General features: G+C 66.1%; 19 protein-coding genes and 1 tRNA gene. 6 read left to right on the top strand and 14 right to left on the bottom strand.

Translation table 11 applies throughout. From position 1 onward, the window contains the following. Positions 1 to 64: 64 nt before the first annotated feature. The 4 genes from OTERR_RS04400 to motA form a co-directional block, all read right to left on the bottom strand. Complete coding sequence (locus OTERR_RS04400) at positions 65 to 1,069, bottom strand: protein-glutamate methylesterase/protein-glutamine glutaminase (protein ID WP_425466030.1); 1,005 nt, start codon at positions 1,067 to 1,069, stop codon at positions 65 to 67. A 128-nt stretch (positions 1,070 to 1,197) separates the two neighbouring features. Next, a complete protein-coding gene (locus OTERR_RS04395) occupies positions 1,198 to 2,064 on the bottom strand; it encodes a CheR family methyltransferase (protein WP_246154447.1) in 867 nt (288 codons plus the stop codon). Between the two features lie 346 nt (positions 2,065 to 2,410). Next, positions 2,411 to 3,349, bottom strand: coding sequence for a flagellar motor protein MotB (gene motB, locus OTERR_RS04390; RefSeq protein ID WP_149424979.1), 939 nt, complete (start codon positions 3,347 to 3,349; stop codon positions 2,411 to 2,413). Between the two features lie 20 nt (positions 3,350 to 3,369). Continuing rightward, positions 3,370 to 4,230, bottom strand: a complete 861-nt coding sequence (motA, locus tag OTERR_RS04385; protein WP_054620519.1) for a flagellar motor stator protein MotA — start codon at positions 4,228 to 4,230, stop codon at positions 3,370 to 3,372. Between the two features lie 299 nt (positions 4,231 to 4,529). Between motA and OTERR_RS04380 the strand changes: the two genes are divergently transcribed. Then, positions 4,530 to 5,114, top strand: coding sequence for an NUDIX hydrolase (locus tag OTERR_RS04380; protein ID WP_054620520.1), 585 nt, complete (start codon positions 4,530 to 4,532; stop codon positions 5,112 to 5,114). Positions 5,115 to 5,138: 24 nt separating this feature from the next. Here OTERR_RS04380 and OTERR_RS15975 read toward each other — a convergent pair whose 3' ends face one another. Beyond that, positions 5,139 to 5,444: an energy transducer TonB gene (locus tag OTERR_RS15975; RefSeq protein ID WP_187775303.1), complete on the bottom strand. Its 306-nt coding sequence runs from the start codon at positions 5,442 to 5,444 to the stop codon at positions 5,139 to 5,141. 649 nt (positions 5,445 to 6,093) lie between these two features. Between OTERR_RS15975 and OTERR_RS04370 the strand changes: the two genes are divergently transcribed. Together OTERR_RS04370 and OTERR_RS04365 are read left to right on the top strand one after the other, a co-directional pair. Continuing rightward, the gene (locus OTERR_RS04370; protein WP_054620522.1) at positions 6,094 to 6,735 is read left to right on the top strand and encodes an HNH endonuclease; all 642 of its coding nucleotides are present in this window, start codon (positions 6,094 to 6,096) and stop codon (positions 6,733 to 6,735) included. 90 nt (positions 6,736 to 6,825) lie between these two features. Next, entirely contained in the window at positions 6,826 to 7,539 is a 714-nt protein-coding gene (locus tag OTERR_RS04365; protein ID WP_054620523.1) for a DUF599 domain-containing protein, read from the top strand. 142 nt (positions 7,540 to 7,681) lie between these two features. On the opposite strand, the gene OTERR_RS04360 is transcribed toward OTERR_RS04365, so the two are convergent. Continuing rightward, positions 7,682 to 7,774, bottom strand: a tRNA-Ser gene (locus OTERR_RS04360). A 198-nt stretch (positions 7,775 to 7,972) separates the two neighbouring features. Between OTERR_RS04360 and mltF the strand changes: the two genes are divergently transcribed. Continuing rightward, a complete protein-coding gene (gene mltF / locus OTERR_RS04355; protein ID WP_187775302.1) occupies positions 7,973 to 9,457 on the top strand; it encodes a membrane-bound lytic murein transglycosylase MltF in 1,485 nt (494 codons plus the stop codon). Positions 9,458 to 9,947: 490 nt separating this feature from the next. Here the strand turns inward: mltF and serS are convergent, their stop codons facing one another. From serS to OTERR_RS04330, 4 genes are all read right to left on the bottom strand, one after another. Further along, positions 9,948 to 11,261 carry a serine--tRNA ligase gene (gene serS, locus OTERR_RS04345; protein WP_149424977.1) on the bottom strand — a complete coding sequence of 438 codons (1,314 nt, stop codon included), beginning with the start codon at positions 11,259 to 11,261 and terminating at the stop codon, positions 9,948 to 9,950. 300 nt (positions 11,262 to 11,561) lie between these two features. Continuing rightward, positions 11,562 to 13,058, bottom strand: coding sequence for a replication-associated recombination protein A (locus tag OTERR_RS04340; RefSeq protein ID WP_149424976.1), 1,497 nt, complete (start codon positions 13,056 to 13,058; stop codon positions 11,562 to 11,564). A gap of 187 nt (positions 13,059 to 13,245) precedes the next feature. Further along, complete coding sequence (locus OTERR_RS04335; protein ID WP_149424975.1) at positions 13,246 to 14,544, bottom strand: hypothetical protein; 1,299 nt, start codon at positions 14,542 to 14,544, stop codon at positions 13,246 to 13,248. Between the two features lie 107 nt (positions 14,545 to 14,651). After that, positions 14,652 to 16,460, bottom strand: coding sequence for a DEAD/DEAH box helicase (locus OTERR_RS04330; protein ID WP_149424974.1), 1,809 nt, complete (start codon positions 16,458 to 16,460; stop codon positions 14,652 to 14,654). Positions 16,461 to 16,698: 238 nt separating this feature from the next. On the opposite strand from OTERR_RS04330, the gene OTERR_RS04325 reads away from it, so the two are divergent. After that, entirely contained in the window at positions 16,699 to 17,271 is a 573-nt protein-coding gene (locus OTERR_RS04325; RefSeq protein WP_223116001.1) for a c-type cytochrome, read from the top strand. A 268-nt stretch (positions 17,272 to 17,539) separates the two neighbouring features. Here OTERR_RS04325 and pstS read toward each other — a convergent pair whose 3' ends face one another. From pstS to OTERR_RS04305, 4 genes are all read right to left on the bottom strand, one after another. Next, positions 17,540 to 18,598, bottom strand: coding sequence for a phosphate ABC transporter substrate-binding protein PstS (gene pstS / locus OTERR_RS04320; protein ID WP_246154330.1), 1,059 nt, complete (start codon positions 18,596 to 18,598; stop codon positions 17,540 to 17,542). Between the two features lie 361 nt (positions 18,599 to 18,959). Next, positions 18,960 to 19,613, bottom strand: coding sequence for an outer membrane lipoprotein periplasmic chaperone LolA (gene lolA / locus OTERR_RS04315; RefSeq protein ID WP_082396898.1), 654 nt, complete (start codon positions 19,611 to 19,613; stop codon positions 18,960 to 18,962). A 265-nt stretch (positions 19,614 to 19,878) separates the two neighbouring features. Further along, on the bottom strand, positions 19,879 to 22,206 hold the full coding sequence (locus OTERR_RS04310) for a DNA translocase FtsK (protein WP_149424973.1): 2,328 nt from the start codon (positions 22,204 to 22,206) through the stop codon (positions 19,879 to 19,881). A gap of 135 nt (positions 22,207 to 22,341) precedes the next feature. Continuing rightward, complete coding sequence (locus OTERR_RS04305) at positions 22,342 to 23,016, bottom strand: Crp/Fnr family transcriptional regulator (protein WP_149424972.1); 675 nt, start codon at positions 23,014 to 23,016, stop codon at positions 22,342 to 22,344. Between the two features lie 251 nt (positions 23,017 to 23,267). Here OTERR_RS04305 and trxB point away from each other — a divergent pair, with 251 nt between their 5' ends. Next, positions 23,268 to 24,227, top strand: a complete 960-nt coding sequence (gene trxB, locus OTERR_RS04300) for a thioredoxin-disulfide reductase (RefSeq protein WP_054621141.1) — start codon at positions 23,268 to 23,270, stop codon at positions 24,225 to 24,227. Positions 24,228 to 24,249 lie beyond the last annotated feature (22 nt).

Raw genomic sequence — 24,249 nt, 5'->3', positions numbered from 1 at the left:
CTGTAACACCGGGGTAAAAATACCCATTCGCCACGCAATCCCGTACCGCTACCGTATCACCGGCCTAGACGCGATGCAGCCCGGCCAGAACCCGTCTCGCCATCTCGCTCAGGCAGGCCACCTCTTCCACCCCGCCAAGGGCCGCCGCCTCGCGCGGCATGCCGTACACCACGCATGAAGCTTCGTCCTGCCCGTAGGTGTGGGCACCAGCCTGGCGCATGGCCAACAACCCTTGAGCGCCATCCTTGCCCATGCCGGTCAGGATCACACCGATGGCATTGCGCCCCACGACTTCGGCAGCGGAAGCAAACAGCACGTCGACGGACGGGCGATGGCGATTGACCGGTGCGGCCCGGGACAATTCGGTTACCAGTCCGGCAGGGGTCCGTTTGACCAGCAGATGGGAATGGCCGGGAGCAATGAAGACGTGCCCGGCTTCCAGGCGCTCGTTACCCTGGGCCTCCACCACCCGGGGGGCGCACAGGCTGTCGAGGCGCCGGGCGAAGGAGCCGGTAAAGGACTCGGGCATGTGCTGCACCACCAGAGTGGGCGGACAGTCCGCAGGCATTCCGGAGAGAAAGGTCTTGATCGCCTCGGTACCTCCGGTCGAAGCCCCCACGAACAGCACCTTGCCCGTTCCGGTGGAAAAACGGCCTGGGCCAGGGGCCGCTGGCGATACCGCCGGATGGGGCGTACCGGACGGCTTCTTCAGCCGCACCCCTCGGGCGGTGCGGATTTTTTCGCGGAGTTCTTCCGCATAGGCAGAAAAGCCTCCGGCGCCGTCCTGGCGCGGCTTGCCGATCACATCGACAGCCCCCAGCTCCAGGGCGCGCAGGTTGGTTTCCGACCCTTCGCCGGCCAGGGAGGAGACCACCACTACCGGCAAGGGCGACAGACGCATCAGGCGTTCGAGAAAGGCCAGCCCGTCGATGCCGGGCATGGCGACATCCAGGGTCAGCACATCGGGCGCCAGGGTCTTGATGCGGGCCTGGGCCGTCTGAGCATCGGCGGCAGAGCCGACCACCTCCAAATCCGGAGCTGCGATAAGGTCAGACAGCAGGCGCCGCATGACCAAGGAATCATCAACGACCAACACTCGCGTTTTTGTCATTTTTATATCCCCACCCTGGGGTCGATCCCGCCGGGGCACCTCCCCGATGCGCGCCTGGTTCCCCCCAGAAAAGGCGCTTCCGACCATCAACCGGCGGTTGCGCGGCGCGCCAGCTCGTAGACGGTCTTGCCCTGGGAGCGAAACAGGTCGGCCGCATGGAGGAAGCTCTCCGAGTGGCCGGCAAACAACAATCCCAGGGGGTGCATCAGGGGCGCAAAGCGGGAGAGGATCTTGTACTGGGTCGGTTTATCGAAGTAGATCATCACGTTGCGGCAGAACAGGGCATCCAGCGGACCTTTGACGGGCCAGTTGGGTTCGAGCAGGTTGATCCGCTGGAAGGTGATGAGCTTGCGCAGCTCGGGCCGCACGCACAGCTGCCCTTCCTGGCTGCCCGTACCCTTGAGGAAGAAGCGCTTGATCCGCTCCGGCGACATCTTGTCCACCCGCTCCGCCGGATAGACCCCTTTTTGCGCCGTGGCCAGCACGTTGGTATCCAGATCGGTGGCCAGGATCGACACCGGCACATCCGCCGTGCCGAAGGCCTCCACCACCGTCATGGCGATCGAATAGGGCTCCTCGCCGGTGGACGCGGCGCTGCACCAGATCTTGATCGGCCGGCCGGCCCCGATCTTGCGCAGGTGGTCAGCCAGGATGGGAAAGTGGTGCGGCTCGCGGAAGAACGAGGTCAGGTTGGTGGTGAGTGAATTGACGAACCGCTCCCATTCTTCCCGATCGCCACTTTCCAGGATGGCCAGGTAATCGGCGAAGGTGCGCTTGCCGGTGGCGCGCAAGCGCCGCGCCAGGCGGGAATAGACCATGTCCTGCTTGATCGGCGACAGGGAGATGCCCGCGTACTGATGGATCAGTTTGCGCACCCGCTCGAAATCGGCCGCGGTGAATTCGAACTCGCGCAACTGGGAACCGGCCTCGCCCCGGGGCGGCAGGGGGGGCAAGACGCCAAGCCCGGTCAACGCCGGGCGGCTGCCCAGAGGCTTGGCGGCAGGAATGGCGCCGGGAGCAGAAGTCGCAGGGGAAACCAAAGGGCGCCCCAGGCCGGGACGGGGTGTGGCAGTAGTGGGCGTAGAAGCCGCCGGCCGCGGCGCACTCGTCGGGGAACTCGGGCGGGACAATGAACTGCCGTGGCTGCCGGGCAGCGAGCCTAAGGGGCGAATCCCGCCAATGGGTGGTTTCTTGCTGTCAGTCATGGTCGGGACGATACCTCATAACAAGCCCCCTTCCCGTGACCCGACGGGGAGCCGGATTTCGCGCGGGAGCGGCAGCGCCGCCCGCTCCCCCCTATCAGCGACCGGGCACCAGGGAGGTGCCCACCAGGCTTTCCGCCGGGACGGCCGGCAAATCGACTTCGGGGTCACCCTCGCGCAGGAAGGCTTCTTCGGTTTTCTTGTTCAGCACCACGATACTGATGCGGCGATTCACCGGATTGAGCGGGTCGTTCTTGTCGAACATGACGATCGACGACATGCCCACCACCCGCAGCACCTTGCTGTCGTTCATGCCGCCGTTCACCAGTTCGCGGCGGCAGGCGTTGGCGCGCATCGACGAGAGTTCCCAGTTGGAGAATCCCCGGGCGCCGCCGGAATACTGGGCCGCATCGGTGTGGCCGGAAATACTGACCTTGTTAGGCACCTGTTCGAGGATCTTGGCGATCTCGCGCAGCAGGTCCCGGGTATAGGGTTTCAATTCGGCACTGGACAGGTCGAACATGGGGCGGTTCTGCTCGTCCACGATCTGGATGCGCAGGCCCTCGCTGGTGATGTCGAGCAACAACTGGCTCTTGAACTGCTTGAGCGAGGGCGACTTGTCGATCATCTCCTCGATGCGGTTCTTCAGTTCGCCAAGGATCATCTTTTCCTTGCGCTCGAACTCCATGGTGGCCTCCTTCATCGTGAAGGATTTGCTCTTGGCCTCGATCTCGCCCTTTTTCACCTGGCCGGCGGAACGGGTCAGGTCCTTGCCACCGCCCTTGATCACCGACGACGAATCGCCGGTACCGTTCTCGCCCCCCGACAACGCCACCTTGAGCGGGGTCTTGAAGTACTCGGAAATACCGTCGAAATCGCCCTTGGCCGTCGAACCGAGCAGCCACATGAGCAGGAAGAAGGCCATCATCGCCGTCACGAAGTCGGCATAGGCGATCTTCCACGCACCACCGTGATGGCCGTGGCCACCCTTCTTGATGCGCTTGACGATAATCGGGCGCTGGGAGTCGTCGCTCACCTAAATATCCTTAGCCCGGCTTACTTGCCCTTGCGGGCCTTGATTTCGTCTTCCAGCTCGCGGAAGGTCGGCCGCTCGCTGGAGAACAGCACCTTGCGGCCGAACTCGATGGCCACCTGGGGGGCATAACCCGACATGGACGCCAGCAGCACCACCTTCATGCACTGGTACATCTTGGTTTCTTCCTGGGCCTTATGCTCGAGCAGGCTGCCCACCGGACCGACGAAACCGTAGGCCAGCAAGATACCGAGGAAGGTACCGACCAGGGCGGCGGCGATCAGCTTGCCCAGTTCGGCCGGGGGAATACCCACCGACTCCATGGTGTGCACCACCCCCATCACACAAGCCACGATACCGAATGCAGGCATGCCGTCGGCCAGCTTGTTGACCGCGGAGATCGGGACCTCTGCCTCGTGGTGGTGGGTTTCGATCTCGTTGTCCATCAGGTTTTCGATCTCGAAGGCGTTGAGGTTGCCCCCCACCATCATGCGCAGGTAGTCGGTCAGGAACTCCACCGCGTGGTGATCGGCGGTAATGCTAGGGTACTTGGCGAAGATCGGGCTCTGCTCGGGGTTTTCCACGTCGGCCTCGATCGACATCAAGCCTTCCTTGCGCACCTTGGCGAGCAGTTCGAAGAGCAGCGCCAGCAGGTCCATGTAAAGGGCCTTGGTGTAGCGCGAGCCTTTGAAGGCCGAAGGCAGGGCCTTGAACACCGCTTTGACTGCCTTGGGCGGGTTGGCGACGAAGAAGGCGCCGCCAGCCGCGCCGGCAATGATGATCAACTCGGTCGGTTGGATCAGCGCGCCCAGATGGCCGCCGGCCAGCATGAAACCGCCCAGCACGGAACCGAGGACGACTACATAGCCGATGATCAGAAACATGAAATCCCCTGGGGCGGCCCCGTTCGTGTCGGGTACCGGTTTGTCGTTCGAGGGGCCGGGTCACTCGTGACAACGCAGCCTTGGTTGGCAGCATTCTAGCTGGAGCCTGGGCCGGGCGGCAAAATCCGAAGTCATATTTCGCGTCTTTCCGGCAAAAACAGCCGGGTAGCCGTGACGAAATTGGCGCCCCGCGAAGCCCCCGGCAATCTCCGCTACACTGCAGGATTGACCGATCCTGATCGATTCGCCCCCTTTTCCGCCCTTCCCGCCCTTCCTTTACCCGCGGCAACCTGTCCACCATGAATTATTGTTCCCACTGCGGCGCCCCCGTCACCCTGCGCATTCCCGAAGGGGATCGGGTGCATCGGCACGTCTGCGACAACTGCGGCACCATCCACTATCAGAATCCCAAGATCGTGGCCGGCTGCGTGGTCGAGTGGGAAGGACGCATCCTGCTCTGCCGGCGCGCCATCGAGCCGCGTTACGGCAAATGGACACTGCCCGCCGGATTCATGGAAAACGGCGAAACCACCGCCCAAGCCGCCGCCCGGGAAACCCTGGAAGAAGCCTGCGCCACCGTGGTCGGCGATCCGACCCCGGCGGGGGAACCCGGCTCGGTCGCCGACCTGCCCCTGTTCGCCCTGGTCAACGTGCCCCACATCCACCAGGTGCACATGTTCTACCGGGGCCGCCTGCACGAGGGGCGCTTTGCCCCCGGTGAAGAAAGCCTGGAAACCGCCCTGTTCGCCGAAAGCGACATCCCCTGGCCGGAACTGGCCTTCCGTAGCGTGCGCTTTTGCCTGGAGGCCTACCTGGCCGACCGCCGGCGCGGTAGCTTCGGCCTCCACTCCTGCGACCTGCCGCCCCCGCCGGAACCCTTCTGACCCGGCCGCACTGCCCGGCCCCACTCATTCGGCGGCCAAGGAGAACTCCACCGGCAAGCGCACGGTGATCGTCCGGCCGCGCAAGCCCTCGGGCAGCGGCACGTTATCCACCGCCCCCCGCACCATGCGCAGCGCCTGCTCGTCGAGCAGTTCGTGACCGCTGGACTGCTTCAGGCTGACCCGTGGCTGAGCCATGCCGGGCAGCAGTGCCACCACCACTTCCACCCGCCCCTCCCAGCCCCGCTCCCGCGCCAAGGCCGGATAGCGGCGCAGACGCCCGGCCGACGCCCCCAGGGCGATGGTGTAGGCACGCAAGGTATCGGGCGACACGGCGTTTTCTGCCGGCGCCCCCTCCCTCGCCCCCCCGGTCCCGCTGTCCGGACGAGCCCCGGGAGGGCTCGGCGTGGCGGGGCCCGACCCGGCAGGCGCGACCGCCGGCGGGGGAGAAGCGGGGGGCGCACTGGCCGGAGCCGGAGTGGCCGAAGTGGCGGGAGTGGCCGGGGTAGCAAGTGCCAACCGGGGAAGCGGCGCTACGGCCGGCAGCGGAGGCGCCTTGGCGCGGGTGGCCGGTGGCGCCGGCCGGGGTGATGACGGCGGCGATGGTGGCGATAGCGGCAATGGCGGCTGCGCCGCGGGCCGATCCGGCTGGCGCCCCTCGGCGGCCACCAGCCGCGCCTGTAGCGGCAGGGCGACCGGTGCCAGTTCGGGAGGGCGCAGCGACTCCAGCAACGCCAGGCCATGCATGGCCAGCGAGAGCAGCAGGGGCACGACCAGGGAGCGCCAGGCCGGCACCGCGGCGGCCGGCCTGGGATGCGCGTTGGGGCGGGCGGCGGGCAGCCCCTCCGGGAATTCCCGCCCCCCCTCCCGGGATACGGAAACGCCCGGACGATTCGCCGGTCTAATTTGCACGACCATGAATCACCCGGCGCTCCCTGCCCGGCAAGGCACGGCGCGACCTTTTTCCGCGACGACAGCCATCATGGAACCGCACTCTCCCTCGCTTCCTGCCGACTTCGATCCGGCCGCCCTGCCCCTGATTCTTGCCCTGGACCAGAACGGCGTGCCGCAACGCTGGATCCACTGGCAAACGGCCTGCTTCTATTACGCCCGCAACCTGGTGGCCTGGGTCGCCGGCGACCATGACTTCACCTTCCACGGCGGCATTTCCCGGTTGACCGGGGAACGCTCCCGCATTATCGCCAACAGCATCATCGCCCTGCGCGGCCAGGCCCGGGGCCACCTGGACTTTGCCCGGGTGCCGCCCCTCAACAACCGGGAACTGTTCCACCGCGACCGCCACATCTGCGCCTATTGCGGCCACCAGGGCTCGGGCTTCCGCCTCACCCGCGACCATATCACCCCGGTCTCCCGGGGCGGGCGCGATGTGTGGATGAACGTGGTCACCGCCTGCCGCAACTGCAACCAGAAGAAGGGCGGGCGGACCCCGGAAGAAGCCCGCATGCAGCTGCTCTACGCCCCCTACATACCCAACCGGGCCGAATTCCTGATCCTCTGCAACCGCCACATCCTGGCCGATCAGATGGATTTTCTCGCCCGCCACGTCCCGGCCAAGAGCCGCCTGCACGCCGATCCCCTGGCCGCGCCCCAGTGGGCGGCCTGATGCTCGCCCCCGCAGCGCCCCGCCCCGTGGCGGCTTAGCGCTCCGAACTATGGCAGAATCGCCAGCCGATTTTTACCAAGGATGGGTGGCATGCTCAAAGGCCTGATCACCGAAATCGCCTGGCCCGACTGGCTCGCCCTGCTCGCCTTCGCCGCCGCCTGGTTCGGCTACGCCTTTTATTCCGAATACGGCCAGCGCGCCCGCCAGGGCCTGGTCGGCCTGGGCCACCAATACCGGCTGCACTGGGCGCGCCAGTTGCTCACCCGGGAAGTGCGCATCATGGACGCCAGCCTGATCGGCAACCTGCAGACCAGCGTCTCGTTCTACGCCAACACCACCATCTACATCATCGCCGGCCTGTTCGCCGTGCTCGGCACCCTGGACAAGCTGATCACCTTCACCGCCGACCTGCCGTTTGCCACCCACACCTCACGGGACCTGCTCGAATTCAAGTTGCTGCTGCTCTTCGGCGTGTTCGTGGTGGCCTACTTCAAGTTCACCTGGTCCCTGCGCCAGTTCAACCTGCTCTCGATCCTGCTCGGCGCCGCCCCTTCCCCTTCCAGCCCCGGCGACCCGGCCAAGCGCGAACAGGACGCCCGCCGCCTGGCAGAGGTCAATTCCCTGGCCGGCGACGAATTCAACCGGGGCATCCGCGCCTACTACTTCGGCCTGACCGCCCTCACCTGGGTGGTCAGCCCCTGGCTGTTCCTGTTCTCGACGGTGGTGGTGGTGATCGTGCTCTACCGCCGCGACTATGCCTCGCGCATCGCCGCGACCCTGGCCGCGGGCCTCAGCGCGGACTGACCCCAAGGGCAAGCTAGCCGCAGGCCCGCCCGCCGGCACCATGCGCCGCGCGAGCGGGCGCGCCGATGGACGCAATGCGCCTAGCGATGGGCGGTGCTGCCGTTACCGGCGGCAGGGGAAACAATAGGGGGTAGGGAAAGAGTGGCGGAGAGGAAGGGATTCGAACCCTTGTGCCAGGTTTCCCTGACCATCCGATTTCGAGTCGGCGCCGTTATGACCACTTCGGTACCTCTCCGCGCGCTGCCGGAACCCGGGTGACCCCGGGGGCAGACTTCCCGGCCGCAGCGGGTGCGTTGCCGGAAGGCGCGCAGTATAGCCTAACCGTCCTCGCCTTGCACCCCCCGCCGGGGGGCGCCGGGGTGAAAAATCGGGCCTGTTATCATGGCGCCCTTCCCGCATGTCCCCACTTCCTTTCTGGAGGAGTCGCCGCTCAATGCCGAGCCGCCCGTACCGGACCGGATGCATCCCCCTCGGGGCCCGCCCCGCCGTCCGTCCCTCATCCTGGTTGCTACGCCTGGCCCGCATGGCCCGGGTGCTGGTGACGGCCGCCCTGGCGGCCGGGGTGGTGGCGTGCGGCGACCGGGTGCCGGAACGGCTGGCGACGAGCAACGAACTGGTGGTGGTGATCCGGGACCGGCTGACCACCCACGAGCAGGAACAGCGTGCCGACAAGATCGGCAGCCGGGGCTTCGAATCCGATCTGGTGGAGCAGTTCGCCGCCAGCCTCGGCAAGCCGGTGCGCCTGATCATCGCCCAGAGCGACCAGGAGCTCTACGAAAAGCTCAAGGACGGCGAGGCCCATTTCGGCGCCGGCTGGCTGCCCCTGCCCGACCTGGACGCCGACTCCTTCGTCCAGGCCACGCCCTACGGCAAGAACCGCCAGGTGATCGTGCAGAACGAAGCCTCCCTGCCGCTGACCGAGCTGGCCGACCTGGCGGGCAAGACCATCCACGTGGTCGAAGGCTCCAAGCACGTGGACCGGTTGAAGGCCATCACCGGCCTCGAACCGCCGCCCACCATCATCGAGCACAAGGAATGGGACGAATTCGACCTGGTGGCGGCGGTATCCGACCAGCGCATCGAGTACGCCCTGACCGATTCGCGGGTGATGGAGGTGGCGAGCAACTACTACCCCACCCTGCAGACCACCCTGACCGTTGGCGAGGAAAAGCCGGTGTCCTGGCTGTTTCCCGCCGACGGCGACCCGGACCTGCTCGCCCGGGCCAACGCCTTTCTCGACGAGAGCCAGCGCGACGGCACCCTGGCCCGGCTGATCGACCGCTACTTCGGCCACATCCGCCGGCTTGAACGCGCCGACGTAATCACCTACCTGGAGGCGATCCACTCGGTGCTGCCGGATTACGAGCAGGACTTCAAGCGCGGCCAGGTCATCACCGGCATCGACTGGCGGCTGCTGGCCGCCCTGTCCTACCAGGAATCGAAGTGGAATCCCCTCGCCACCAGCCCCACCGGCGTGCGCGGGATCATGATGATCACCGAGGACACCGCCGACCACCTGGGGGTGAAAAACCGCCTCAACGCCGCAGAGAGCATCCGCGCCGGCAGCCGCTACCTGGCCGACCTGCGTGACCAGCTGCCCAGCGAGGTCAAGGAACCGGACCGCACCTGGATGGCCCTGGCCGCCTACAACCTGGGCATGGGCCACATGAACGGCGCCCGGGCCATCGCCCCTTCCACCGGGGCCGACCCGACTCAGTGGTTCGAGATGAAGAAGGTGCTGCCCCTGCTCTCCCGGCCCGAGTACTACAGCCGCCTCAAGTCCGGCCGCGCCCGGGGCGGCGAAGCGGTGATCCTGGTGGAAAACGTGCGCATCTTCTACGACATCCTGCAACGCCACGCCGAGGCCTACGTGCCCCTGGCGCCGGTGGCCAGGAAGGGCGGAACGAAGAAGCGCTAAGCCCAGCCCGGGGCCGCCCTCGCAGCCCCGCCCCACGTCCGACCCACGTCCGACCCACGTCCGACCCACGCCCGACCCACGCCCGACCCACGCCCGACCCACGCCCGACCCGCACCAGCCGCCGGGCGAGGCCGCACGGTGCAGACGGCGGCCGGCAGCGGGGAATAGGGGCGCGATCAGGGTCCGCCCCACCGGGGCGCCCCAGGCGCCGCCGCAGAGCAACCGCCACAAACACCGCACCAATACTTGATCTTGGCGATGCCACCCTGAAGACCCGCACCCTGCCTTGATCTCCAGGTAGCCTGCCCGCAGCGCCTTATTCCACGCGCCTTTCCGGCCAGGTCATAAAAAAACCCGCCAGTACTGGCGGGTTTTTTATTGCGGTACGCAGTTACCGGTGCGGGGCGCGGGGCGCGGAACACAACTGCGCGGCATCGGCGGCCGGGGCGGTGCCGGGCGATGAGCGCCACGCCCGGCGCCGCTCCGGCGATCAGGCCGCCGGGGTCAGCACTTCCAGGCCGCCCATGTAGGGCACCAGGGCCTTGGGCACGGTCACCGAGCCGTCGGCCTGCTGGTTGTTTTCCAGGATCGCCACCAGGGTGCGGCCCACCGCCAGGCCGGAGCCGTTCAGGGTGTGCAGCAGTTCCGGCTTGCCCTGGGCGTTGCGGAAGCGGGCCTTCATGCGCCGGGCCTGGAAGGCCTCGAAGTTGGAGCAGGAGGAAATCTCCCGGTAGGTGTTCTGGGCCGGCAGCCACACTTCCAGGTCGTAGGTCTTGGCGGCGGAAAAACCCATGTCGCCGGTGCACAGCACGATGCGGCGGTAGGGCAGTTCCAGCGCTTCCAGGATGGTCTCGGCGTGGCGGGTCAGCTCCTCGTGGGCGGCCTCGCTGGCCTCGGGGGTGACGATCTGCACCAACTCCACCTTGTCGAACTGGTGCTGGCGGATCATGCCCCGGGTGTCGCGGCCGTAGGAGCCGGCCTCGGAACGGAAGCAGGGGGTGTGGCAGACCATCTTGAGGGGCACCGCGTCGGCGGCGAGGATTTCGTCGCGCACGATGTTGGTCACCGGCACCTCGGCGGTGGGGATCAGGTAGTAGTCCCGCCCGGCGCCCTCGGCCTGGCCGTCGGAACCGCTGGCGGCGGGGATCTTGAACAGGTCTTCCTCGAATTTGGGCAGCTGGCCGGTGCCGAACAGGCTGTCGGCGTTCACCAGGTAGGGGGTGTAGACCTCGGTGTAGCCGTGGTCCCGGGTGTGGGTGTCGAGCATGAACTGGGCAAGGGCCCGGTGCAGGCGGGCGACGCCGCCCTTCATCAGGGTGAAGCGGCTGCCGGTGATCTTCACCGCCCGCTCGAAATCCAGGCCGCCGAGCTTTTCGCCCACGGCCACGTGGTCCTGCACCTCGAAATCGAAGCTGCGCGGGGTGCCCCAGCGCTTGATCTCCACGTTGGCGGCCTCGTCCTTGCCCACCGGCACCGATTCGGCGGGCAGGTTGGGCAGGGCGGCGACGATGCCTTCGAGCTTGGGCAGCAGCTCGTTGAGGCGGGCTTCGGAGGCTTTCAGTTCGTCGCCGATCTTGCCCACTTCGGCCATCACCGCGGAGGCGTCCTCGCCCTTGCCCTTCAACATGCCGATCTGCTTGGAGAGGCTGTTGCGGGCCGCCTGCAGCTCCTGGGTGCGGGCCTGGAGCGACTTGCGCTCGGCTTCCAGAGTGGCGAAGTCGGACAGGTCGAAGGCCTTGCCGCGGGTGGCCAGGCGCTCTTTGACGAGGTCGAGGTTGGAACGGAGAAGTTGGATGTCGAGCATGGCGGTGTGGGCTGAAAATGAAAGGCCACGACAACCCGGCGGGCCGGCGTGGCACAGGAATTTGCGTAATGCGCAGATTATAAGCCGAGAAGAAGGCGGCTTCGCTGGCCGTGGCGGCCAGGCCGGCCGCGTTGACGACGGCACCTGGGCGCACCGCCAGGACGCTGATCGCCGGCAATACATGAAAAAAATTAATGTTTCAGGCGCGGCTAAAACCAAAGGTCCGCGCCAGTATTAGACCTTCGCGGCCCTACCTGCGGGAAATATTAAAAAAATTCATGTATCGCCGGCCCACCAGCCTCAATCCTCGCTTTGCGGCTTGGGGGGTTTGGCGGGGATGGCGGGGATGGCGGGCTTAGCGGGCTTAGCGGCCGGGGCCACGCCAGGGGTGGGGGCATTGGCAGAATGCGCCGCACCGCCGCGCCGGGCGCGTTCGGCGGCCCGGGCCTCTTGCCGCGCTTCCTCGTCCAGCCCCCGCAGCCAGGCCAGCTTTTCGCCGATCTTGGCCTCCATGCCCCGGGGCACGGGCTGGTACCAGCCGGGTTCGGCCATGCCGTCGGGCAGGTAGGTTTCGCCGGCGGCGTAGGCGTTGGGCTCGTCGTGGGCGTAGCGGTATTCCTTGCCGTAGCCCAGTTCCTTCATCAGCTTGGTCGGGGCGTTGCGCAGGTGGATCGGCACCGGCCGGGACACGTCCCGCTGCACGAAGGCCCGGGCCTGGTTGTAGGCCATGTAGCCGGCGTTGCTCTTGGCCGCCACCGCCAGGTAGATCACCGCCTGGGCCAGGGCCAGCTCGCCCTCGGGGGAACCGAGGCGCTCATAGGTGTCGGCGGCGCTGGTGGCGATCTCGGCGGCACGGGGATCGGCCAGGCCGATGTCCTCCCAGGCCATGCGGATCAGGCGGCGCGACAGGTAGCGCGGGTCGGCGCCGCCGTCGAGCATGCGCACCAGCCAGTACAGGGCGGCGTCCGGGTTGGAGCCGCGCACCGACTTGTGCAGGGCCGAAATCTGGTCGTAGAACGCCTCGCCGCCCTTGTCGAAACGGCGCAGCTGCTGGGCCAGGGCGGCGTTGATGAAGTCGCCGTCCACCGTGGCGGTCTTGGCCGTGCGGGCGGCGGTGCGGATCTGCTCCAGCAGGTTGAGCAGCTTGCGGGCGTCGCCGTCGGCCACGCCGATCAGCCGCTCCTGGGCCTGCTCGTCGAAGGTCAGCTCGGGGAAGGCCTTTTCCCGGGCCCGGGCGAACAACTGGCCCATCTCCTCGGCGGTGAGGGATTGCAGCACATACACCGAGGCCCGGGAGAGCAGGGCCGAATTGACCTCGAAGGACGGGTTCTCGGTGGTGGCGCCGACGAAGGTGACGGTGCCCGATTCCACGTAGGGCAAAAAGGCGTCCTGCTGGCCCTTGTTGAAACGGTGCACCTCGTCGACGAAGAGGATGGTGCGCCGCCCCCGGGCCCGCGCCGCCTCGGCCCGGGCCATGGCCTCGCGGATGTCCTTGATGCCGGAGAACACTGCCGAGAGGGCGATGAAGTCGGCGTCGAAGGCATCCGCCATCAGCCGCGCCAGGGTGGTCTTGCCCACCCCCGGCGGCCCCCAGAAGATCATCGAATGGGGCTCGCCCGAGGCAAACGCCAGCGCCAGGGGCTTGCCCGGCCCGAGCAGGTGCTGCTGGCCGATCACCTCGGCCACGGTCTTGGGCCGCAACTGCTCCGCCAGGGGCGGCGGCGGGGCATCCACCCCGGAAGGCACGGAGCCGCCCTCAGGGACGGGCGGCTCCAGGGAAGAAAACAGGTCGCTCATGGAGCGAATGATAGCGCGGGTGGAGAGAAGACCTATCCTCTCATAGCACGCTATCACTGGGAGTGATAAACAACTATAGAAGAACCTCTTCGGATTTATAGCCCTTTACCAGTTATAGCCAAAGAGTTAGACAAAAGGTCGAACAATCTAATCCCTGGACATATTATCCATGCCACGAATACGAAAATCATGCATCAGCATGGGCTTTTTTCATGGATTCAATCGACTCATCTTTGGATGAAGACTTTCCTTGCTGCGCACGTTTGAATATCTTATCGAATGTGGCTCGTAGATCTGGCATTTTCTCAAGTGCTGCCTTAAAGGCAGGAGAGCTCGTAAATTCACCCCAAGGACTTCCGTGATTTTCGGCCTCAACCAAGCGAAGCGGTGGCTCCTCTAGACGAGTTAATGCAGATCCAAAGAGCCGATATTCAAATTCCTCATCGATTCTGGCTGCTTCTCGACGATAACCTTCATAAGCCTTAGCAACCGACGCTTTAAACCCGTAGTCTTCAGCGAGTCGAAATCTCTGCCCAATTTGCTTTGTTGCAACCCAAGCAAACCAAACGGGTGCGGCAACAGCCAAACCTGACAATAAAAATTGGAGAAACAGGTGACCCCAAGGAGTCTCCGGAGATGCAAGGGCTTGAGATAGAAGACGGAAACGCTCAGCGCCAAGATAGGTACCAGCAGCAAGAGCACCGAGCAAACCTATGACCCAGACCCACATGGATCGAGCAAGAAGTATTGCGCGTTGATCGAAGGCAGCAGCAAGGCCCTTCGTTGTAGTAATTCGGTATGCTTCTTCACACTGAGCGACGAGTTTTTTGGCCTCATCACTCATCAACTTCAGTTTTACAAGCTCGCCTTCTCCATCCTTCGCGCAGGTTTGGGCTTTTTCAGACGATGCGGTCGCTTGAGCAGCACTTGCTAACGTTGCCTCGCGCGCATCTGCTAACGCTTTGAGGTCCAATGGTAATGATTCAGCTGCTGCATGGGCGCTATCGATTTCTGCTAGCTGAGTTGCAACTTTCTCTTTGTTGGGTAGTAGTTGGTCCAGCTCAGCCTGAATCGAACGCAGGCGTCGAGCAAGATGTCCGGGCATAACCTTAATGTCAGGGATCAGTTGCCAACCGATTACTGGCATCAGTGACTCACGAAGTGAAGACAGAGTCGCCGTATAAGCTGAAACAGCCGGTCCATTATTCCCTCCCCAAAACTGCGGAACGGTTTGATTCCGTAGTAGTTGAAGCCGTCTTGGAATATCGGCAATAAAAGTTTGCAGAGCTGGGGAAACAGTGTCAGGCTTTGAATTTCTGATATCTTGCGCCAACTTTGAGGCCAGCCCAGCCATATCATGGCGTGTTACAGAAGGGCAGTTCCAGCCCCAAGCTTCACAAAAGGTTTGATCACCAGACCAACCATTCTTTATCACGGCCGCCAGTTCATCCAGTGCTTTGCACACTTCCTCATAGTCTTTATGCATTTGTTATCACCATTTTCAATATTTTAACTATTAATTTCAGACTCATAACTGTATTTGGAATTAGTAAAATACCGCGTCTTATCGCCATAATTAACTTCTAATTCCCCTCACCCCGCCACCACCAACTCCTGTGTCGCCCGGGTCATCGCCACATAAAGCAGCCGGGCATATTCATCGCGCTTTTCGTCCTCCTGCTCCATGATCCCCACGCCGGGGATCGCCACCAGGGGAAATTCCAGGCCCTTGCAGCTGTGCATGGTGAGCACCTTTACCGTGTGTTCGTCCGGGGCGAAGGTGGCTTTTTTGTGGAAAGTGTAGGGGATGCGTTTGGCGGCGAGCACGTCCATCACCGCTTTCCCCACCTTGGCGTAGTCGTGGTAGATCACGGCCATGTCGTTCCAGGGGATGCCGGTCTGGTGGGCGGCTTTCAGGCGGTCGGCGATGTGCTCGGCCTCGTCCTTGATGGTGGGCAGGCGGATCACCTGGGGTTCGGGGCCGTGGCGGCCGCCGCTGATGGGGGCGAGGCGGGGCACGCCGTCCTCGTCCGCTGCGCCGTTGGCCGTAGCGCTGGCGGGCTGAAGCAGGTCTTTGGCGAAGCTGGCGGCCAGTTGCAGGATTTCGTGGGTGTTGCGGTAGTTGATCTTGAGGATGGTGGTGCGGCCCTGGGCCTGGATGCCGACGCTCTTGAAGCTGAATTTCTGCTTTTTGCCCCGGGCGTAGATGTCCTGGGCGTCGTCGTAGAGCACCAGCAGGGAGTTGGTGTCCGGGTTGACCATCTGGGTGACGAGCTTGAGCCAGGCGGGCTCGAAGTCGTGGCCTTCGTCGATGAGCACGGCGTCGTACTGGCCGCCGGGGATGAGGCCCCGGTCCACGCCGCCGATGACCCGCTCGACCATGGCGGCGAAGTAGGCGCTCTGGTCGCCGTCTTTCTCGTTGCCTTTTTCCGGCAGGCCGGCGTTGTAGGCCACCAGTTGGGCGCGGCACCACTGGTGGAAGGTGTGCACCAGCACCTTGCCGGCCAGGCCCTTGGCGGCCATGACCTGAGCGAGGCGGTGGGCCAGGGTGCGGTTGTAGCAAAGCACCAGAATGGGCTTTTGGCAGACCTGGGCCAGGTGCTCGGCCCGGTAGCCGAGGATGAGGGTCTTGCCGCTGCCGGCCACCCCGTGGATGACCCGATGGCCCTCGCCCAGGCTGCGGGCGAGCTGTTCCTGCTGCAAGTCCATGACCCGCACGATGTCGGGGATGTCCGCCACGTCCGGGTCGGCGAAGAGCTTGCCCTGGAGCGGGGCGTTGATGCGGATTTCGGGGAAAAGGTGCCAGCGGATGCGGTCGATCTGGGGCAGGGACAGGGCAGTGCTGCGGCTGAAGGGGAACATGGCCCACAGGCGCTGCTGGAAGGCCTCGGCATCGACGCCCTCTTCCATCTCGTCGCGGCAGATCACCCGGTGGGGGGCGATCACCTCGCCCAGGTCGGTGGCGTCGAACTGCTTGCGGGTGATGTTGGCGAGCACCACGCCGTAGCCCCAGGGGAAGTACAGGTTGCCCTGCTCGCGCCCGGACGAAAACGTCAGCTGGGGGTCGCGCTTGAGCAGGTCGGCCACGGCATGGGCGTAGTGGCGGGCCTGCTCCAGGGGGTTGAGCACCTGCTTGACCCCGTCGGCGGTGACCAGGGTGGCGTGATCCCGGTCCATGGCCTGAAGGGTGTCCAGCTTCCAGTCCTTGACCTCCAGCACCAGGATGCCCCGGCGCGGGTTGAAGACGATGAAGTCCGGGTGCAGGTTGGCCGGGCCCACGGGCACGTCGTACCAGAGCAGGTAGTCGTCTTCGAGCTTGGCTTCGAGCCGCTGGGCCAGGCGCTTTTCGCCCGACGTCATGCGCGCGGCGCAGGTGGAATAGGCGGGAATCAGGGTTGCCATAAGCGTTACAGCGCCTCCCGGGCAGGCCGGTGCTGTGCCGGCCGGTTGTTGTCAGTCGCCTGACATTATGCACAAGGGTTAAAAATTTATGCCGTGCGAAAGCGCACAGGCCACCCCTGACACCCAGCCCACGGGAGCCGATCCGAACGGACTAACGGCATGGCCTTGCCGCCCGGCCCGCCGCTGGCTATCCCGGTAGCAGAACCCCGGTATCCCCCGGCCCCGTGGAGGCAATCCGATGATTCCCCGCGTCCATCTTCACGCCGCGACCGCGGCCAGCGCCCCCCATCACCAGCACATGCCCGCCTGGCAGCGGCAGGTCATCGTGGCGGCGGTAGTCGTGGCGGCCCTGTTGCTGGCCACGGCCGCCATGGCGCAAAGCAGCGGCGGCAAGACCGCCACCGCCGCCCTGATCGAGCGGGGCCGCTACGTGGTGACGATTGCCGGCTGCAACGATTGCCACACCCCGGGCTACGCCGTGAGCGGCGGCCAGGTGCCCGAGCAGCACTGGCTGATCGGCGACCGGCTCGGCTGGCGCGGCCCCTGGGGCACCACCTACCCGGTCAATCTGCGCCACTACATGCAGCAGATCAGCGAGGCCGAGTGGCTGGAGGTTTCCGGCAGCAAGGTGAGCCGGCCGCCCATGCCCTGGTTCACCCTGCAGCGCATGAGCCGCCAGGACCGCCGGGCGGTGTACCACTTCATCCGCACCTTGGGTCCGGCCGGGCCGCCGGCGCCGGACTTCGTGCCGCCGGAGCGGGAGCCCGTCGGCCCGGTGGTGCGCTTTCCCGAACCGCCGCCGCAGCACTGAGGCCCCCTGCTGGAACGCCGCGTCCCTATTGGTTCTCCAAGACATATGCTCGGATCGCCACTATCCACGCGGGTTTCCAGGCACACCCTCTGAAACGCCGCGCCCCGCCTAGGGTTTAGCCGGGCGGGGCGCGGGAGTTGAGGAAAATCAGGGCAAAATCGGCGCGAAATTGGGACGGACGGCGGCGCCGGTAGTGGCCGTGGCCGTGGCCGTGGCAGGAGCAGCGGCAGGGGCGGCACCGCGCCGCCCGCCAGGGGCGCCTGCGGGCCTAGTGCAGGGAATCGACGCCGATGGGGGTACCGCGGCGATCGACGATGCTGGCGATGGCACGGAACGATTTGGCCTGGATCGAGTTGGGCAGGCGCACGAAATTGACCTTCTTGGCCAGATCGTCGCCGTGGATGAAGGCCCAGGTGAAGAAGCGGATCACCGGCACGGCGCGCTCGGGGCGGTCCGCCACCCGGGGCATGACCACGAAGGTGCCCATGGTGATCGGCCAGCTGTCGCGGCCGGGCTGGTTGGTGAGGGTCTGGGTGAAGTCGCCGCCCTGCATCCACGGGCTTTGCAGCAGGGCGTTCTGGAAGGATTGGGGGCCCGGCTCGACCACGGCGCCCTCGGCGTTCTTCAGGGCCACGGCTTTCAGCTTGTGCTCGACCACGTAGTTGTAATCCACGTAGCCGATGCTGCCGGCGGTGGCCTGCACGGCCTCGACCACGCCCTTGCTGCCCTTGGCCGCGACAACGCCCTCGGGCCATTTCATGGCAGTGCCCACCCCCATCTTCTGCTTCCAGGCCGGGCTGACCTTGGCCAGGTAGTCGGTGAAGTTGTAGGTGGTGCCGGAACCGTCGGAGCGTACCACCACGGCAATCGGCTTGGCCGGCAGGGCCAGGCCGGGGTTGAGGGCGCGGATGTCGGCGGCGTCCCAATGGCCGATCTCGCCGGCGAAGATGCGCGCCAAGACCTCGCCGGTGAGCACCAGCTTGCCGCCTTCGACCTTGGGCAGGTTCACCACCGGCACCACGCCACTGATGACCGTGGGGAACAGCACCAAGTTGTCCCGGGCCAGTTCCTCGCTCTTGGGGGCCACGTCGGTGGCGCCGAAATCCACCTGGCGGGCGCGGATCTTCTGCAGGCCGGCGGACGAGCCGGCCGGGTCGTAGGCCAGCTCGGCGCCGCCGGCCTTCTTGAACTGCTCGGCCCAGATGCGATAGACCGGGTGGGCCGCGGAGGAGCCGGCGCCGCTCATGGGCTCGGCCGCCCACAGCCCCGTCGAGGCGAGCAGCAGCGTGGCCAGGGCGGCCAGGCGGGAAACGGCGATCAAGGGCACGGCAACATCCTCAGGCAAGCGCCGCAGCGGCCCAACCCGGGCCCTGCGCGGCGGCGAACGAACGTGGAAAAACGACAAGTGGCCGGGAAACAGTCAACAGCGGGTCAAAAGCGGGTCAAAAAGCGGCAGGCCAGCAGTTGGCCAGGCGCAGACCGGAAACCAGAAACCGGCCTGGAGCCAACCGGCAGCCGGCCGAAACCCGGGGCAAGGCCAGGGAGCATCCGGGCTCGGCCGAAGCCCGGGCAAAAAAATAGGCGCCCCAGGCGGGCGCCAGTCTAGCGGGCGAATATGGCAGTTCGATGACGGCCGCCGGCCCGGGATGGCCCCGGAGCGGCGGCCACAGCCGTCAAAGCGCAGCAGCTTATTCCCCGGCCACGTCCGCCCCCGGCGGCGGGGTGAAGCGGAAGGTGGCGGGCGGCAGGCTGGGATTGCGCTCCAGCTTGGGGAAGGTGAGGCTGGTGGTCTGGCCGAAGCTGTCGGTCAGCTCCATAGCGCGCAGGGTGTCCCCGGCAAAGCCGAGGCGGATGCGCTCGAAGCCACCGTCGGTCTGCTTGGGCACGGCCTCGACCCAGGCCAGACCGTCGCGCTCGCCCAGGTCGGTGAGGGTGAAGCGCTTTTCCACGTTGTTGTCGCCGGCCAGCAAGGCCGCCGGAGTGCCGGACAGGGCCTGGGTGAATTTCTTCACCGTCACCTGCTTCAGCTCCGGGTCGTACAGCCAGATCTTCTCGCCGTCGCCCACCAGCAGCTGGGGATAGGGCTTCTGCTGGTCCCAGCGGAACTTGCCCGGGCGCGACAGGAGCAGCTGGCCGGTGGTCACCTGGGGCTTGCGCCCGGAGCGGGTGGTGACGGTCTGGCTGAAATCGGCCCGCAGGGTGTGGGTCGATTCGAGAAAGCTCTTTAATTTTTCCACCCCGCCGGCAAAGGCCGGGGCGGTCTGGAGCAGGCAGGGCAAGGCCAGGGCAGCACCCAGGGTCCACAGGGACAGGCGGCGCGAGGCAAAGAGGCGGGAGGTCATGGCAGGTCCTGGAAGGAGGCGGGCCGCCCGGCCCCGCGGAAAGCGGAGCGGCGCGGACGGCGCACACGGTGAGGATTCAGGAAGCGGGGCTAATTGAGGCGAATTAGGACGATAGGGCCGGATGAGGCGAATCGTGTGGCGCGAAAAAAGATGGGAGGTCGGCAGGAGCGCGGCGGTGGCGGGAAAAACGGGCGGCGGCAATCGGCGTCGGTCAGGGAAGCACAGGCCACGGGCGGCGCCGCACGACACGGCGGCGCCGGCACCGTTATTCCTCCCGCTTGGGCGCCAGCACCTCGCGGCCGCCCCGAGCGTCCATGGCCGAGACCAGGCCGGCCTTTTCCATGGCCTCGATGAGGCGGGAGGCTCGGTTGTAGCCGATGCGCAGGTTGCGCTGCACCAGGGAAATGGAGGCGCGGCGGGTCTTGAGCACCACTTCCACGGCCTGGTCGTAGAGGCCGTCGTTCTCGGGATCGTCGCCCTCGCCGCCGTCGCCGCCCCCCATGCCGTCGTCGCCGTCGGCGCCGGCGCCGGTGAGCACGCCTTCCTCATATTCGGGGCTGCCCAGGCTCTTGAGGTGCTGGACGACGCGGTGCACCTCGTCGTCGGCGACAAAGGCGCCGTGCACCCGCTGCGGGTAGCCGGTGCCCGGCGGCAGGTAGAGCATGTCGCCCTGGCCGAGCAGGGCCTCGGCGCCCATCTGGTCGAGGATGGTGCGCGAGTCGATCTTGGACGAGACCTGGAACGACATGCGGGTCGGGATGTTGGCCTTGATCAGGCCGGTGATCACATCGACGCTCGGGCGCTGGGTGGCGAGGATCAGGTGGATGCCGGCGGCCCGGGCCTTTTGCGCCAGGCGGGCGATCAGCTCTTCGACCTTCTTGCCCACCACCATCATCAGGTCGGCCAGTTCGTCGATCACCACCACGATGAAGGGCAGCTGGCGCAGGGGCTCGGGAGCTTCGGGCGTGAGGGAGAGCGGGTTGGGGATGCTGCTGCCGTCCTTTTCCGCCTCCTTGATGCGGGCGTTGAAGCCGGCCAGGTTGCGCACGCCCAGGGCACTCATCAGCTTGTAGCGCTTTTCCATCTCGCCGACGCACCAGTGCAGCGCGTTGGCCGCCTGGCGCATGTCGGTGACCACCGGCGCGAGCAGGTGGGGGATGCCCTCGTAGACCGACAGTTCGAGCATCTTCGGATCCACCAGGATCAGGCGCACGTCCTCCGGCTCGCTCTTGTAGAGCAGGGACAGGATCATGGCGTTGATGCCCACCGACTTGCCCGAGCCGGTGGTGCCGGCCACCAGCAGGTGGGGCATCTTGGCCAGGTCGGCCACCACCGGCTGGCCGCCGATGTCCTTGCCCAGGGCCACGGTCAGGGCCGAGGTCATTTCGTTGTAGGCCCGGGACGAGAAGATCTCGGAAATGCGCACCGCCTGGCGTTTCGGGTTGGGCAGTTCCAGGGCCATGCAGGACTTGCCGGGTACCGTTTCCACCACCCGGATCGACACCAGGGCCAGGGCCCGGGCCAGGTCCCGGGCCAGGTTGACGATCTGGGCGCCCTTGACCCCCACCGCCGGTTCGATCTCGTAGCGGGTGATGACCGGCCCCGGGTAGGCGGCCAGCACCTTCACCTGCACGCCGAATTCGGCCAGCTTGCGCTCGATCAGGCGCGAGGTGAATTCCAGGGTGTCGGCAGCGGGCAGGTCGTTGCTCGCCGCCGGGGCGTCGAGCAGGTGCAGGGGGGGCAGGCGTCCGCCCACCACCGCTTCGGGGAAGAGGGCCGGCTGGCGTTCCTTCTCCTTGCGCTTGGCCAGGCGGGGGGAGGGTTTTTCCTCCGGCTCGGGGGGCAGTTCGATCAGGATCGGCTCGTGGTCCTCGAACTTCTCCCGTTCCACTTCCACCACCGCTTCACGCTCCCGGGCCACTTCGCGGCCGATACGCCGGTCCTGCCAGCGCTCGACCAGGCCCCGGCTGCCGAACCAGGCGCCTTCGAGCAGGGCGCCGAAGCGTTCGAAGAAGTTGAGCCAGCTCATGCCGGTAAACAGGCTCCAGCCCAGCACAAGGGTGGCCATCAGCACCAGGGTGGCGCCGGTGAAGCCGAGGGCGCGCTCGGCCCAGGCCGCCAGCTCGACGCCGAACATGCCGCCGGCCACCAGGGGCAGGGGCGAGGTCAGGGAATGGAAGCGCAGGGATTCGATGCCGCTGCTGGCCACCAGCAGGACGAGAAAGCCGACGGCGGCAAGGGCCAGGGGACGGTGCGGAACGGCCTCGGCCTCCACTTCGCCGAGGCGGCGGTAGCCGCGAATCATGAATAGCACCATCAGGCCGACCCACCACCAGGCGGAAACGCCGAACAGGTAGAGGAGCAGGTCGGACAGCCAGGCGCCGAAGCGGCCGGCCGGGTTGCGCACCACCGTGTTGCCGATGGCGTGGGACCAGCCGGGGTCGCCGGCGTCGAAGCCCCACAGGGCGATGGCGAGAAAAGCGCAGAGGGGAACCAGCAGCAGCCAGCGGAATTCCTGGAGCAGGCCGCCTACCTTGTCGGGCAGGGGCGCATCCCGGTCATTGAGCGCAGCAGTCTTTGAGGCAAGGGCCATGGAGCGGGAACGGAGGTCTCTCGTTCAGAAGGGTCTGGCGGGCCATTATACGACCCGTCGCGGCGGGACGTTTCCCGCCGGCCGGGCAGGGGGCCGGCCCGTTCCGCCGCCAGACCGGGGCCAGCGCCCCGGGGCTCAGGCGGCGTTGAGGATGATGCGGCCCGGCTCGCAGCGGATGTAGCCGGTGGTTTCCAGATCTTTCATGACGCGGCTGACCATCTCCCGGGAGGCGCCGATCATCTTGGCGATGTCCTGCTTGGAGAGCTTGCGGGTGATCACCCGCTGGCCCTCCTCTTCCTCGGAAAAATCGATCAGCAGCCGGGCGACCCGGCCATAGACGTCGAGCAACGCCAGGCTTTCGATCTTGCGGTCGGCCACGCGCAGGCGCTGCACCAGGCCGCGCATCAGCGACAGGGCGACGTCGAAGTGGTCGACGATGCAGCGCTGGAATTCGGGCTGGGAAATCTGCAGCAGCTCGCAGGATTCCAGGGCCACCACGTCGGCGGAGCGGGGGCTGCCGTCGATCAGGCCCATTTCGCCGAAGAAGTCGCCGGGGGCGAGCAGGGACAGGATCACTTCCCGGCCCTCATCGTCGGTGTTGGTGACCTTGGCGGAGCCGGTGAGCAGGATGTACAGGGAATCGGTGGGATCGCCGGAGCGCACCACCACAGTACCGCGGGTGACGGAGCGGCGCTGGGCGTTGCGGGCGATGCGGGACAACTCTTCGTCGGTCAGGCGCGAGAACAGGTTGACCCGGCGCAGGACGAAGGGACTCAGGGATGCAGCAGGTGTCGAACTGCGAGGTTCCATCGTGTGCACACTCCCCAGCGGAATGAAATGACCGAAAACGTGAAATATTTCCCGATTATAGAGGAACTCGCCGCAAACGCCGCCGCTTCCGGTGCCGGCCAGCCCTGGCCCCGCGGCCTGTTTTTGCGGTGGCGGGAGATCCCCGGGGCGACCATAGCCCGCCCCTATCGATCCGATCAAAAAAGCCGTAAAGGGAGGCGGGTATAATCGCCCCCATTCAACGACCCTACCGAGAAGAAAGCGAGCCCCCCATGAGCAAAACCCGTCACTGCCCCCTGTTGATCCTCGGTTCCGGCCCCGCCGGGTACTCGGCTGCGGTCTACGCGGCCCGGGCCAACCTCAAGCCCGTGCTCATCACCGGTCTCGCCCAGGGCGGCCAGCTGATGACCACCACCGAGGTGGACAACTGGCCGGCGGACGCGGACGGGGTGCAGGGTCCGGAGCTGATGGCGCGCTTTCAGAAGCACGCCGAGCGCTTCGAGACCGAGATGATCTTCGACCACATCCACACCACCAAGCTGCAGGAAAAGCCCTTCCGCCTGATCGGCGACGCCGGTGAATACACCTGCGACGCCCTGATCATCGCCACCGGCGCCTCGGCTATGTACCTGGGTCTGCCCTCGGAAGAGAAGTTCGCCGGCAAGGGCGTGTCCGCCTGCGCCACCTGTGACGGTTTCTTCTACCGCAACCAGAAGGTCGCCGTGGTCGGCGGCGGCAACACTGCCGTGGAAGAGGCACTCTACCTGGCCAACATCGCCAGCCACGTCACCCTGATCCACCGCCGCGACAAGTTCCGCGCCGAAAAGATCATGCAGGACAAGGTGTTCAAGAAGGTCGAGGAAGGCAAGATGACCATCAAGTTCGACACCACCCTGGACGAGGTGCTGGGCGACGATTCTGGCGTGACCGGCCTGCGCCTGAAGAGCACCAAGACCGGCGCCACCGAGGATATCGACGTGATGGGCGTGTTCATCGCCATCGGCCACAAGCCCAACACCGACATCTTCAAGGGCCAGCTGGAGATGGACGACACCGGCTACCTGATCACCCAGGGCGGCCGCGAGGGCAACGCCACCCAGACCAGCATTCCCGGCGTGTTCGCCGCCGGCGACGTGCAGGACCACGTCTACCGCCAGGCGGTGACCTCCGCCGGGACCGGCTGCATGGCCGCCCTGGACGCCGAGCGCTACCTGGACAGCCTGGGCCAGTAAGCCCCGCCGCCCGACCTGGGAT

The sequence above is a fragment of the Oryzomicrobium terrae genome, assembly GCF_008274805.1.
GTDB lineage: Bacteria > Pseudomonadota > Gammaproteobacteria > Burkholderiales > Rhodocyclaceae > Oryzomicrobium > Oryzomicrobium terrae.
Note: the sequence above shows the minus strand (reverse complement) of the source record. Positions and strands in the feature narration are given on the sequence as shown.

Bases quoted from the DNA above. Each gene is read 5' to 3' on its own strand.
- OTERR_RS04400 (WP_425466030.1), bottom strand. From the start codon at position 1,069: ATGCGGCGCCTGCTGTCTGACCTTATCGCAGCTCCGGATTTGGAGGTG.
- motA (WP_054620519.1), bottom strand. From the start codon at position 4,230: ATGTTTCTGATCATCGGCTATGTAGTCGTCCTCGGTTCCGTGCTGGGC.
- OTERR_RS04380 (WP_054620520.1), top strand. From the start codon at position 4,530: ATGAATTATTGTTCCCACTGCGGCGCCCCCGTCACCCTGCGCATTCCC.
- OTERR_RS04370 (WP_054620522.1), top strand. From the start codon at position 6,094: ATGGAACCGCACTCTCCCTCGCTTCCTGCCGACTTCGATCCGGCCGCC.
- OTERR_RS04365 (WP_054620523.1), top strand. From the start codon at position 6,826: ATGCTCAAAGGCCTGATCACCGAAATCGCCTGGCCCGACTGGCTCGCC.
- mltF (WP_187775302.1), top strand. From the start codon at position 7,973: ATGCCGAGCCGCCCGTACCGGACCGGATGCATCCCCCTCGGGGCCCGC.
- serS (WP_149424977.1), bottom strand. From the start codon at position 11,261: ATGCTCGACATCCAACTTCTCCGTTCCAACCTCGACCTCGTCAAAGAG.
- OTERR_RS04340 (WP_149424976.1), bottom strand. From the start codon at position 13,058: ATGAGCGACCTGTTTTCTTCCCTGGAGCCGCCCGTCCCTGAGGGCGGC.
- OTERR_RS04335 (WP_149424975.1), bottom strand. From the start codon at position 14,544: ATGCATAAAGACTATGAGGAAGTGTGCAAAGCACTGGATGAACTGGCG.
- OTERR_RS04330 (WP_149424974.1), bottom strand. From the start codon at position 16,460: ATGGCAACCCTGATTCCCGCCTATTCCACCTGCGCCGCGCGCATGACG.
- OTERR_RS04325 (WP_223116001.1), top strand. From the start codon at position 16,699: ATGATTCCCCGCGTCCATCTTCACGCCGCGACCGCGGCCAGCGCCCCC.
- lolA (WP_082396898.1), bottom strand. From the start codon at position 19,613: ATGACCTCCCGCCTCTTTGCCTCGCGCCGCCTGTCCCTGTGGACCCTG.
- OTERR_RS04310 (WP_149424973.1), bottom strand. From the start codon at position 22,206: ATGGCCCTTGCCTCAAAGACTGCTGCGCTCAATGACCGGGATGCGCCC.
- OTERR_RS04305 (WP_149424972.1), bottom strand. From the start codon at position 23,016: ATGGAACCTCGCAGTTCGACACCTGCTGCATCCCTGAGTCCCTTCGTC.
- trxB (WP_054621141.1), top strand. From the start codon at position 23,268: ATGAGCAAAACCCGTCACTGCCCCCTGTTGATCCTCGGTTCCGGCCCC.